Annotated in this window: 9 protein-coding genes; 7 read left to right on the forward strand and 2 right to left on the reverse strand. The window is 63.8% G+C overall.

Annotation, left to right across the window (positions count from 1 at the left end):
* Positions 1-137: 137 nt before the first annotated feature.
* A complete protein-coding gene (locus ACYVNQ_RS13080) occupies positions 138-1,517 on the reverse strand; it encodes a glutamate decarboxylase (RefSeq protein ID WP_460902918.1) in 1,380 nt (459 codons plus the stop codon).
* Positions 1,518-1,624: 107 nt separating this feature from the next.
* Positions 1,625-3,316 (reverse strand): aspartate-alanine antiporter, encoded by a 1,692-nt coding sequence (gene aspT, locus ACYVNQ_RS13085; RefSeq protein ID WP_460902919.1) that lies wholly within the window; start codon positions 3,314-3,316, stop codon positions 1,625-1,627.
* 673 nt (positions 3,317-3,989) lie between these two features.
* On the opposite strand from aspT, the gene ACYVNQ_RS13090 reads away from it, so the two are divergent.
* The 7 genes from ACYVNQ_RS13090 to ACYVNQ_RS13120 all read left to right on the forward strand — a co-directional run bounded on the left by ACYVNQ_RS13090 (position 3,990) and on the right by ACYVNQ_RS13120 (position 12,015).
* On the forward strand, positions 3,990-6,362 hold the full coding sequence (locus tag ACYVNQ_RS13090) for a DUF3141 domain-containing protein (protein WP_460902920.1): 2,373 nt from the start codon (positions 3,990-3,992) through the stop codon (positions 6,360-6,362).
* A gap of 106 nt (positions 6,363-6,468) precedes the next feature.
* On the forward strand, positions 6,469-7,407 hold the full coding sequence (locus ACYVNQ_RS13095; protein ID WP_460902921.1) for a phosphate acetyltransferase: 939 nt from the start codon (positions 6,469-6,471) through the stop codon (positions 7,405-7,407).
* A 4-nt stretch (positions 7,408-7,411) separates the two neighbouring features.
* Positions 7,412-8,596: an acetate/propionate family kinase gene (locus ACYVNQ_RS13100; RefSeq protein WP_460902922.1), complete on the forward strand. Its 1,185-nt coding sequence runs from the start codon at positions 7,412-7,414 to the stop codon at positions 8,594-8,596.
* A gap of 30 nt (positions 8,597-8,626) precedes the next feature.
* Positions 8,627-9,409, forward strand: coding sequence for an enoyl-ACP reductase FabI (gene fabI, locus ACYVNQ_RS13105; RefSeq protein WP_460902923.1), 783 nt, complete (start codon positions 8,627-8,629; stop codon positions 9,407-9,409).
* 79 nt (positions 9,410-9,488) lie between these two features.
* Complete coding sequence (locus tag ACYVNQ_RS13110; RefSeq protein ID WP_460902924.1) at positions 9,489-9,743, forward strand: RNA recognition motif domain-containing protein; 255 nt, start codon at positions 9,489-9,491, stop codon at positions 9,741-9,743.
* A gap of 33 nt (positions 9,744-9,776) precedes the next feature.
* On the forward strand, positions 9,777-10,799 hold the full coding sequence (locus ACYVNQ_RS13115; RefSeq protein ID WP_460902925.1) for a hypothetical protein: 1,023 nt from the start codon (positions 9,777-9,779) through the stop codon (positions 10,797-10,799).
* A 361-nt stretch (positions 10,800-11,160) separates the two neighbouring features.
* Positions 11,161-12,015 carry an oxidoreductase gene (locus ACYVNQ_RS13120; protein ID WP_460902926.1) on the forward strand — a complete coding sequence of 285 codons (855 nt, stop codon included), beginning with the start codon at positions 11,161-11,163 and terminating at the stop codon, positions 12,013-12,015.
* Positions 12,016-12,056 lie beyond the last annotated feature (41 nt).

Here is a 12,056-nt window from a genome sequence, read left to right on the forward strand (position 1 = left end):
GAAAACAGTCATACGGATACGGCTTTCGTTCCGTAAAGATTCCGTATCGAGTATGGGCGCGGCCTGGCAGCGCCGCAACTGGACTTTGGTCCAATACAGCGGGCGCTGCGAAGCACGCTTTCGGCACTATCCGTGCGTCAGCATTTGGCGGGCGCGGTCTTTTCGGTTGCGTGCGCATGCAGTTGCGGCGGCTTCGCGTTGCCGCCGTGCTGCTCCAGATACTTGCACGCATTGATGATGTCGCGGCCGAGCGTGCATGCCACGTTGTGGTTGATATGCGGACGCAGCACCACGCGCAAACTCATCACCTCCTCGGCATCGGGCGGCATCGAGTAGGCAGACAGCACCCAGCCTTTCTCGCGCACCTTGTTCGAGACGTCGAACTCGTTGAAGTTTTTCACCTTGCTGTCGAGCGTGACCGCCACCACTGGAATGCGCTGCGTTTCGTTCATGATCGTGAAATAACCGCTGTCCACCAGCAGCTTGCGCAGCATGATCGCGTTGTTCAGCGTGTGCTGCATCACACGCCGGTAGCCGTCGAAGCCGAGGCGCAGAAACTGGTAATACTGCACCGCGATCTGAAAGCCGTTGCGGCTGAAATTCAGCGTCGCGGTGGGCATCTCGCCGCCCAGATAGTTGACGTAGAACACGAGGTCTTCGTTGAACACCTTGCGCTCGCGGAAAACCACCCAGCCGAGCCCCGGTGGCGTCAGCCCATACTTGTGCCCCGACGCGTTGATCGATTGCACGCGCGGCAGCCGGAAGTCCCACGGATAGTCGGGATACAGGAACGGGTTGACGAAGCCGCCGGACGCACCGTCGATATGCATCGGAATCGAAATGCCGGTGCGTTGCTCGTAGGCGTCGAGCCAGTCGTGAATCTGCTGGATGTCGTCGTCTTCACCGGTAAAGGTCTGCCCCGCGATCGCCACGACCGCGATCGTGTTCTCGTCGACGTACTGGTCGAGATGCTCGGCGGTGAGCCTGTAGTTGCCGGGCTTTAGCGGCACGATGCGTGGTTCGACGTCGAAGTAGCGCAAGAACTTCTTCCACACGATCTGCACGTTGCCGCCCGTCACCATGTTGGGCCGCGTCGCGTCCTTGCCCTCGCGTTCGCGCTTTTGCCGCCAGTTCCATTTGTGCGCGAGCCCCGCCAGCATGCACGCTTCGGATGAGCCGACCGTCGCGGTGCCGTATACGTCGACACCTTGCGGTCCATGCCACAGCTCGTGTAGCCAGCGCACCATGCGCGTCTCCATCGCGAACAGCTGCGGATACATGTCGTGGTCGATGTAGTTCTTGAAGATATTGCGGCGCGCGGTTTCGGCAGCCTCTGGCTCCGCAAAGGTCGTCACGAACGACGACATGTTCAGCATCGGATTCGTGTCGGTCCATTCGTCGCTGATCACCAGCGCCGACGCGGCCCGCGCAGACATCCCGCTTTTCGGGAACGCGTTCTCCGGCACTTCATAGTTGAACTCGTCGTACGGCGTGACTTTTTCGATCGGGGTCTCCATGAATCGCTCCTTGGGTTGTCCGTGAGTGGTTCCATGCGTTGCTTGATGACTGGTTGCGGCAACAACGATGCACGACCGGTCAGGCACGGCCGGTCAGGCGCGGCCGGTCAGGCCAGCAGCATCACGATAATCATTCCCCAGATGGTCAGCAGCGTATTGCCGACCGCGTAAGTCACCGTGTAGCCGAGCCCGGGCACCTGGCTTTTCGCAGCGTCGCAGATCATGCCGAGCGCGGCGGTGGTGGTGCGCGCGCCGGCACAGACGCCGAGCAGAATTGCCGGGTGGAAGTGGAACACGTACTTCGCGATGAACATGCCGAGAATCAGCGGCACTGCGGTCGCGGCGATGCCCCACAGGAACAGGCTGATGCCGAGCTGCTGCAGCCCGGCGACGAAGCCCGGCCCCGCGGTGATGCCGACCACCGCGATAAACACGTTCAGTCCGACTGAATTCATGAACCAGATCGTCGGTTCGGGAATGCGGCCGAAGGTCGGGTGAATCGCGCGCAGCCAGCCGAACACGATGCCGGCGATCAGCGCGCCGCCTGCGGTGGACAACGTAATCGGCACCGCGCCGATCTGCAGCACCAGTGCGCCGACCAGCGCACCGAGCGTGATCGCAAAGCCGATAAAGGCGACGTCGGCGGCGTTGCTCGGACGGTCGATCACGCCAAGCACTTTCGCGGCTGCGCTGGTGTCCTGGGTGCGGCCGACCAGCATCACCGTGTCGCCGCGATGCAGTTTGGTGCTCGGCAGTACCGGAATCGGCGTCTCGGTCGGGCCGCGCTTGATACGGCGGATATACACGCCACGCGCACCCGGCAATTTGCCGAGTTCATGCAGGGTCTGGCCTTCGACCGCCTTGTTCGTCACGTAGACGTCGACCCCTTCGGCGGGCACCGCCAGCAGTTCGGGGTCGTCGACTTCAGTGCCGCTCGCGCCCAGCAATGCGACCAGCTGTTCGCGCTGGCCGACGATCGCGATTACGTCGCCGGCTTGCAATACGGTATCGATGCGCGCCTCTTCGATCGTGCCGCCGCGCCGGATCCGCTCGATATAGAGGCGCGTGCCGTCGGGCTGCAGCGCCTCTGTTTCGCTGACGCTCAAGCCCACCACGCGACCGCCGGGCGGAATGCGGTAAGCGCGCAGTTCGTACTGGTGCCACGCCTGTCCCGCGCCTCCCAGTTCCTTCGCGCCGCCAAGGCTCGCCTCATATTCCTTGCAGGCGGCCACGAGATCGATGCCGAGCAGCTTCGGTCCGAGCGACGCGAGAATCAGCGCGGACCCCACGGTGCCGAAGATATAGGTCACTGCATATGCAGTAGGCATCGCATCGAGCAGCGCCTTGTTCTGGTCGGCGGGCAGCGCGAGGCGGTTGATCGCATCGGTCGCGAGCCCCATCGACGCCGAGATGGTCTGCGAGCCGGCGAACAGGCCGACCGCCGAGCCGAGATCGTAGCCGGCCAGTTTCGCGGCAAGCACGGGCGCCGCGAGACACAGCACGCACTGAATCACCGAAAACAGCGCCTGCGGCAGGCCGTCTTTAGCAATACCGCGCACGAATTGCGGACCGACTCCATAACCGACGGCGAACAGAAACATCAGAAAGAACACCGATTTGACGTTCGGCGAAATCGTGATGCCGAGCTGCCCGATCGCGATGGCCGCCAGCAGCGTGGCGGTGACCGCGCCGAGGCTGAAACCCTTGAAGCTTTTTCCGCCCACCCAGTAGCCGATACCGAGCGACAGGAAAATCGCGATCTCGGGATAGTGTCGAAGTGTTTCCGCAAACCAGTTCATGCTCGGCTCCTCGTCGTTGAGTGTTGTAGAGACGTGCAAACCTGACCGCGCGAGAGGGCAGCTCCGCGCAGCGGGAATCCGGTGAAGTGACACTGCGCCGGACGATGTGCCGTGGCCGCGGCACTGCTGATCCGGCGGGGACTGTGGCGCGCCTTGTCAGTTGGCTTGGCGCGACGCGTTATGCATAGAAGTGCTGCGGGCGTAAGAAATGGCCGATGCAATTGCGCGGGCCGGCCCAATGTCGTACCTGATTAGTAACCGATCGTCAGCGATGGTCAGTATAGGCAACTGGATTCGATTATTCCAAACTGAAAGACATGACGCTTAGTTCCACGGAATGTCATATTGGTTTTTTGGCGCGTTGTTTCCGCCGTGCGTCAGCATGAGACCTTGGTCCAATTGATCTCGCGAGCGGCACTGCAACAAAATGGATGAGCAGCGTGTTTGCGTGCGCGTTTGAGTACTCATTTGCGTCAGCTGTTTGCGCACCTTTTGCGCTAGCGCAGCATTTGTGCGTTGTTTCGCGCTGTTTCATTGACATCGCGATGCCACCCGCTTCATATACGTTACACGGCACGCGCAGGTGCGCTCGTGGCCGGGCATGCGTGCGTGACGGACGCACGCTGCCGGTTCTGCGCGGCACTCACCGCTCTCCGATCGCGAGGTTCACGTAATGAACGCAGCTACTCAGTTCGCTCATAGTCAGCAGGTCGGCGCGCGCGTCGCGCGGGTCTTCCAGAAACGCGCGGAACTGGCGCAGCAGCATTTCAGCAAACGCCTGAATGATGCACTCGATGTCACACCTGCCGGCGAATCCAGCGCCGCGGAGCATAGCGCCGCACCGACGAGTGCAGCCTTCCCGTTGACGTCGCTGAACCCACTCGCTGCGTGTTACTACACGCTCGACCTGCTGCAGCGAAGCGTGCTGTTCTGGGACACGTTGCGCCAACGCGGCAACCATTTCGTCGAGCAGACCGCGCGCGGCCTGCAGCCGGTGCTGCATTTCGACTACGACGTCGTGCTCGACGGCCGCTCGTTCGAGCGCCCGGTCAACTACGCGCTGCTATGCATCCGCGCACCGCAAGGCATGACTATCGATGCCGGCAAGCGCCCATACCTGATCATCGATCCGCGCGCGGGGCACGGTCCCGGCATCGGCGGTTTCAAGGACGATTCACAGGTCGGTGTGGCGCTGCGCGCCGGCAGCCCGGTGTACTTCGTCGTGTTCTATCGCGACCCGGAACCCGGTCAGACCATGCTCGACGTTTGCGCGGCCGAGCAGCGCTTCGTGAAGAAAGTGCGTGAACTGCATCCGGACAGCCCAAAGCCTGCGATCGTCGGCAACTGCCAGGGCGGCTGGGCCGCGATGATGCTCGCCACGTCCGACCCGGATGACACCGGCCCGATCGTGATCAACGGCGCGCCGATGGCGTACTGGAGCGGCGCATGGAGCGAAGGCGAAGGCGACAACCCGATGCGTTACGCGGGCGGCATGCTGGGCGGCACGTGGCTTGCGTCACTGGCGGCAGATCTCGGTAACGGCAGGTTCGACGGTGCGTATCTGGTGCAGAACTTCGAGAACCTGAATCCGGCCAACAGCCTGTGGGACAAGTACTACCATCTGTTCGACAAGGTCGATACCGAGCCGCCGCGCTTTCTCGAGTTCGAGCGCTGGTGGGGCGGTTATTACCTGATGAACCGCGATGAAATCGAATGGATCACGCGCAATCTGTTTGTCGGCAACAAGCTGTGGGCGGGTGAGGTGCGCGGCACTGGCGGAGCGGCGTTCGACCTGCGCGAGATCCGCTCGCCGATCGTGCTGTTCGCGTCGCTGGGCGACAACATCACGCCGCCGCAGCAGGCCTTCAACTGGGTTACCGATATCTACGAAAGTACCGACGAGATCAAGGCGCGCGGCCAGGTGATCATCGGGTTGATGCACAAAAGCATCGGGCATCTGGGCATTTTCGTGTCCGGCAAGGTCGCGAAGAAGGAGCATGCGCAGATCGTCTCGGTGCTCGAGGCGATCGAGGCCATGCCACCCGGACTGTACGGCATGGAAATCGCCGAGCGGAAAAACACGAACGGTCACACCGAATACGACGTGTCGTTCCGCGAGTATCGGCTCGAAGACATTACCGCGCACTTCAACCGCTTCAAGCGGGTCGACGAAGTGCCGTTCAAGGCGGTCGAGCAGGTATCCGGATTCAATCAGCGTGCTTATGAGTTGTTTGCGCAACCTTTCGTACAGGCCTGGTCGAACGAGACGAGCGCGGCGCTGTTGCGCCAGTTTCATCCGTTGCGCGCGCAACGCTGGATGTTTTCGGATATGAACCCGTGGCTGGCATGGCTCGGCCCGGCGGCGAACGCGGTGCGTGCCGCGCGTGGCGAGGCGGAACACGTAAGCCCCATGCGCGAGGCGGAGCACCGCGGCGCAGAGATGATCAGCGCGTCGCTCGATTTTTACCGCGCATTGCGCGATGCGGCCACTGAAAGTATTTTTTTCGGCATCTACGGTAATCTGTTTTCCGCGTACGCTGCAGACAAGGAGCCGGCGCACGAAGGGCATGAAGTGCACGCGCCGCTGGCGGGCGACCCGCGCGAACTGCCGTTCGTCAAGGAAGCGCTGGCTGCGGTCGAACAGGGCGGTTATGCCGAAGCTGTCGCGCGCATTGCATGCCTGCTTGCGCGCCATGGCGAACCGTTGCCGCTTGCGCGGCTCGCGTTGCGCAAGGAACTGGCGCACGAGTACGCAGATTATCTGCCGGTGCTCGAATATGACGCGTGGCGGCGCATGCGCGGCGAGCAGGAGATCATCGTGCGCTATGCGCCCGAGGCTGCGCTCGCCACGCTGCCGCTGCTGCTCGACGACGCAGGCGATCGCAAGCGGCTGCTTGCGCTGCTCGAGCGTCTCGAGCACGACGAGCGCGTACAGGGCCTGGCGCCGAATGCTGCGCAACTGGCGATGGTCGAACGGGTGCGCGCGCTGTTGCCGGTGAAGGCGAGCCGCAATCATCAGCGTCCGCCCACTGCATCGATGCATTGAACGCTGGCCCGGCGCATAACACGGGGGCCGGTCCGCTGGATCCGACAGGCCGGCGCTGCACGCGTTGCACGCGTTGCACGCGCCGGCCGCCTGCGAGGACTCATACATGGAACGTCAGCATGACAAGTATCAGCGGCTGATCGACTTCTGCAAATCGCTGCCACCCACGCCAACCGCGGTCGCGCATCCGTGCGACCCGAGTTCGCTGCGCAGCGCGGTAGAAGCGGCGCAAATGGGGCTGATCGCGCCGCTGCTGGTTGGCCCGCGCGAACGCATCTTCGCCGTGGCCGAACAGTGCGAGCTCGATATTGCGGGCTATCCGCTGATCGATGCGCCGTTCAGCCATGCATCCGCGGCGCTCGCGGTGCAGCAGGTGCGCGAAGGGCGGGCCGCCGCGCTGATGAAGGGCAGCCTGCATACCGACGAACTGATGGCCGCGGTGGTGAGCCGCGAAGCAGGCCTGCGCACCGCGCGGCGCATCAGCCATTGCTTTGTGATGGACGTGCCCGGTCATGCGAACCCGCTAATCATCACCGATGCGGCAATCAACATCGCACCGACGCTCGAAGACAAAGTCGACATCCTACAGAACGCGATCGACCTCGGCCATGCGCTGAAATTCGATGAGGTGCGGGTCGCAATCCTGTCGGCAATGGAAACGGTCAATCCGAAAGTGCCGTCGACCATCGAGGCCGCGGCGCTGTGCAAGATGGTCGATCGCAAGCAGATCACCGGTGCGCTGGTCGACGGACCGCTCGCACTCGATAACGCGATCGACCTCGAAGCCGCGCGCATCAAGAATATCGATTCGCCGGTGGCCGGCCGCGCCAATGTGTTGCTGGTGCCGGACCTCGAAGCCGGCAACATGCTGGCAAAGAGCCTGTCGTTTCTGGCCGGCGCCGACGCGGCGGGCATCGTGCTCGGCGCGCGCGTACCGGTGATCCTGACGAGCCGCGCCGATTCGGTGCTGACGCGCCTCGCTTCCTGTGCCGTGGCCGCGCTGGTTGCGCGGGTGCGTGCCGACACGCCGAAGCTGGCAGGGTGATGCAATGACCGACGTGATTCTTGTACTCAATGCCGGCTCGTCGAGCATCAAGTTTTCGGCGTTCTATCTGCAAGACGACGATATTGCGCCTGGCATGCACGGCCAGGTGGACGGTTTGCTCGGCACGCCGCATTTCGTCGCGTACGACCGCGATGGCCACGAGGCGGGCTCGAAAAGCTGGGACGAAGGCGCGCGTCCGTCGCATGAGGAAGCGGTGCAGTACATCGGCGACTTTCTGCGCGCGCATCGCGACGATCATCGGTTGGTGGCGGTCGGCCATCGCGTCGTACACGGCGGCGAAAGATTCGCGCGCCCGGTGCTGGCGACGCCCGACGTGCTCGACGAACTCGACCGTCTGACGCCGCTCGCACCGCTGCATCAGCCGCACAATCTGCGGCCGATCCGCACCATCGCCGCGAGCCATCCGGACCTGCCGCAAGTGGCCTGCTTCGATACCGCGTTTCACCGCGGGCAGACCGAACTCGCGCAGGCCTTCGCGCTGCCCGAGACGATCACGTCGCGCGGCGTGCGGCGCTACGGTTTTCATGGGCTGTCGTACGAGTACATCGCGCAGTGCCTGCCCGATGTGTCGCAGCGCGCGGCGCAGGGTCGCACCATCGTCGCGCATCTGGGCAACGGCGCAAGCCTGTGCGCGCTGGCCGCGGGCCGCAGTGTCGCGAGCACGATGGGCTTCACCGCCGTCGATGGCCTGCCGATGGGCACGCGCTGCGGCAATCTCGATCCTGGCGTGATCCTGTATCTGCTCGACGAGCTGAAGATGGATGCGCGCGCAATCGAAGATCTGATCTACAAGCAGTCGGGCTTGCTGGGGGTGTCCGGCGTATCGGGCGACATGCGCAAGCTGATGGCGAGCGATGCGCCGCGCGCGCGTTTCGCGATCGAGCTGTACGCGTACCGGATCGGCCGCGAGATCGGCTCGCTGGCGGCCGCGCTGCAGGGGCTCGATGCGCTGGTGTTTACAGCCGGTATCGGCGAGCACGCGCCAGAAGTGCGCCGGCTTGCCACCCAGTACGCGGCGTGGCTCGGCGCGGAAATCGATACCACCGCGAACGACAAGGGCGGCCCGCTGCTCAGCACCTTGTCGAGCAAGGTGGAGGTGTGGGCGATTCCCACCAACGAGGAGTTGATGATCGCGCGCCACACGCGCGCGCTGATCGATGCATTGTGAATCTGTGCGTGACGCAGAAGGAGTCCGAGCATGACGCAGCAAATTTCCAGCCCGGTGCTGCAAGGCATGAAGGCGCTCGTTACCGGCATCGCTAACGAACATTCGATTGCGTACGGCTGCGCGAAGGCGTTCCGCGAGCTCGGCGCAGAGCTCGCGATCACCTACGCCGACGACAAGGCGAAGCCGTACGTCGAGCCGCTTGCGCGCGAGCTGGAAGCACCGCTTTTCATGCCGCTCAATGCGACGCGCGAAGAAGATTTCAGCGCAGTATTCGCGCGTATCGCCGACCAATGGGGCAAGCTCGACATCCTCGTGCATTCGATTGCCTGGGCGCCGAAAGACGATTTGCAGGGCGGGTTGCTGAACAGCTCGGCGCAAGGCTTCGCGGCCGCGATGGATATCTCGTGCCACTCGTTTATCCGTATGGCGCGGCTCGCCGCGCCGCTGATGAAAGACGGCGGCACGCTGTTCACGATGAGCTATCACGGCGCCAACAAGGTGGTGCCGAACTACAACGTGATGGGTCCGGTGAAAGCCGCGCTCGAAGCGAGCGCGCGGTATCTCGCGTATGAACTCGGCCCGCAGCGCATTCGCGTGCATGCGATCTCGCCGGGCCCGCTGAAAACCCGCGCGGCGTCTGGCCTGAAGGACTTCGATCTGCTGCTCACCGAAGCGGCGCAGCGTGCCCCGCTTGGCGAACTGGTCGACATCATGGATGTGGGTTTTACCTGCGCTTTTCTCGCGACGCCGTATGCGCGGCGTCTGTCGGGCGAAACGATTTACGTCGACGGCGGCGTGCACATCATGGCCTAGCACGCGGCTCGGCCCAGCTTGCATGCGCGATGGCACATGCAATGGTTTGTGTAGTTCGTGCCGGATGAGGAGAAGCAAAATGGCTGACCTGTTGATCGGCAACATAGAAGACGGGACCACCGACGAAGAGATCAAGGAGTTGCTCGTCAAATACGGTTTCCCGGTCTATGACCGCATTTCGCACGTGCCCGGCGACGGTTCGCGTCCGGCGGTGCTGCTGACGTTCGAAGATGTCGAGCCGGCCGCGCTGCGGCTGCTGCAGCCGCGCATTCATCACCTGTTCTGGAAGAACCGCACGATCAACGTGCTGGTGATGCAGGAGCATGGCGGCTGACGTCATGGCTAAAGTCGCAGCCGGAACAGACTGATGGGTATCTTCGGCCGCCTTTTTCAGCGTGGGCGCGGTGCGCAGCCACACGATGCGGCGCACGCCGCTCAGGCGGTCGAGCGGATCGCTGCGGCGATTCCGCAGCTCAAGCTTGCCCGCCAGTATCAGGCGCGCCTCGCGCCGGCCGTGCGTACGACGCTCGACTACGCGGCGCAACTGGTCGCCGCGCTGCCCGAGCCGCGTGCAGCCAGTGCGAGCGCATGGAGCGCAGACCCCTATATTCACGCGTTCTTCGCGACCGCCGACGACGTGTGCGACACGTTCGGCCGTTCGCACGAATTGCGCGCGTGGTTCGACGAGCATTTCGATTGCAGCGAAGCGTATGCGGTGCTCGGCATGTCGCTCGACGAGCGCCACGTGCTCGGCGTCGCCGAACAGCACGGCAAGATGCGCAGCGACGTGCAACAGACCACGCTCAGCTTCAGCGACCATCGGGTGCGCATCTGCGCACGCAGCGCGGCGGAACTGCACGACGAGATCGTGCAGCGCATCGTCGACCAGTTCGCGCTCGAAGCGCTGGCACGGATCGCCGAAGACAAATCGCGCCGCGCGGCGCTGGAGCAGCAGCGCGCGCTGCTGAAGGCGCGCGCACAACTGCTGCAAAGGCAGGGCACCGGCATTCATGCGATCGCATCGGCGCAGGCGCCGGTGGATCTGGCCGAATGCGCCCGCCTGCAGCGGGACATCGACGCCAACGAACGCAGTCTCGCTGAACTGGGCTTGCAGACCGAAGCGATCGAACGTCAGTTCGACATCGTGCAGCGCGTGTTTGCCGAACCGGGTGCGCAGACCTATGTGAGCGTCAACCGGGTGCGTCTGAACCGGATGAACGTGGTGGTCGAAGCGGGCGGTACGCAACCGGCAGACGACCTCGATTTGCGCATGGCGCGGATTCCGGCGCAGCCGTCCGACATGCGCGCGTTCTCGATCGTACGGTTTCAGCGTGGCGATCTGCCGCCGGCCGGCAGCAGGTTCGACGAGGCCAGCCGGCTGGTGCTGTAACGCGGGGTGCGACGCATGCTGCGCAGGCATCGCGGTGATGGCGCACGCATTCGTATCGCATAACGCATCGTGCATCGCAAGCTTACGATTTGAGCATGACCCTCAAGCGCGGTTAAGATCGCGTCTTCAGACGGTTCAATGCGTAAGCGTGTGCGATTTCATCGACGCAGCACACCAAAGCTTTCACGAGCCGTCACACAAGCGGGCGCGCATTTTGCGCGATCGTCATGCGCGGCAACCGCACGGCGCGATGCGACGATGCTGCGCTGTCGCGACCGACACCGATTTCAGCGCTATAGCCTGCACGTAGCCGGCAGCGGCACGCCACCCATCAACTTTTCTTTTTGCTGGAGAGCACATCATGACTTCAACGACGACGCCAGTCTGGTTCATCACCGGCTGCTCGACCGGCTTCGGCCGTGAACTGGTGCGGGCCGTGTTGGCACGCGGCTGGCGGTGCGTCGCGACCGCGCGCAACAAGGCGTCGCTTGCCGATCTTGCCGGCGATGCGGGCGAGCGTCTGCTGACGCTCGATCTCGACGTCACCGATGCGCAGCAGATCGCCGCTGCAGTGGAAGCGGCGCGCGCACGCTTTAACGCAATTGACGTGCTTGTCAACAATGCCGGCTATGGCTATCAGACTGCGGTCGAAGAAGGTGTCGAAGCGGAAATCCGCGCGCAGTTCGACGTCAACGTATTCGGCCTGTTCGCGATGACGCGCGCCGTGCTGCCGGTGATGCGCGCACAGCGCAAAGGCCATGTGCTGAACCTCACGTCGCTGGCCGGGATCGCCGGCTATGCAGGCTCAGGCTACTACGCGGCCAGCAAGCACGCGGTGGAAGGCTGGTCGGATTCGCTGGCGATCGAGACCGCGCCGCTCGGCATCAAGGTGACCTGCGTTGCACCGGGACCGTTCCGTACCGACTGGGCCGGACGCTCGCTGAAGCAGACGCCGACCCGCATCGCCGATTATGCGGAAACGGCCGGCAAGCGGCTACAGGCCACCGCACACGCCAGCGGCACGCAACAGGGCGACCCGGTGCGCGCGGCGCAGGCGATGATCGAGATCACCGAGGCCGGCGAGCCGCCGCGCAATCTGCTGCTCGGCGCAGCGGCGCTGGATGGCGCGGGCAAGCGCCTCGATGCACTGCGTGCCGATATGGACAAGTGGCGCGTCACGAGCCTCGGCGCGGACTTCCCGGCGAGCGGGGCTTAAGTCACCTGAGCGGGCCAGGCGGGCAAAGTCTCGAAGCCCGG

It is taken from the genome of Paraburkholderia jirisanensis (assembly GCF_054782355.1).

Excerpts from the sequence above, each read along its gene's own strand:
- ACYVNQ_RS13080 (WP_460902918.1), bottom strand. The coding sequence starts at position 1,517 with ATGGAGACCCCGATCGAAAAAGTCACGCCGTACGACGAGTTCAACTAT.
- aspT (WP_460902919.1), bottom strand. The coding sequence starts at position 3,316 with ATGAACTGGTTTGCGGAAACACTTCGACACTATCCCGAGATCGCGATT.
- ACYVNQ_RS13090 (WP_460902920.1), top strand. The coding sequence starts at position 3,990 with ATGAACGCAGCTACTCAGTTCGCTCATAGTCAGCAGGTCGGCGCGCGC.
- ACYVNQ_RS13095 (WP_460902921.1), top strand. The coding sequence starts at position 6,469 with ATGGAACGTCAGCATGACAAGTATCAGCGGCTGATCGACTTCTGCAAA.
- ACYVNQ_RS13100 (WP_460902922.1), top strand. The coding sequence starts at position 7,412 with ATGACCGACGTGATTCTTGTACTCAATGCCGGCTCGTCGAGCATCAAG.
- fabI (WP_460902923.1), top strand. The coding sequence starts at position 8,627 with ATGACGCAGCAAATTTCCAGCCCGGTGCTGCAAGGCATGAAGGCGCTC.
- ACYVNQ_RS13110 (WP_460902924.1), top strand. The coding sequence starts at position 9,489 with ATGGCTGACCTGTTGATCGGCAACATAGAAGACGGGACCACCGACGAA.
- ACYVNQ_RS13115 (WP_460902925.1), top strand. The coding sequence starts at position 9,777 with ATGGGTATCTTCGGCCGCCTTTTTCAGCGTGGGCGCGGTGCGCAGCCA.
- ACYVNQ_RS13120 (WP_460902926.1), top strand. The coding sequence starts at position 11,161 with ATGACTTCAACGACGACGCCAGTCTGGTTCATCACCGGCTGCTCGACC.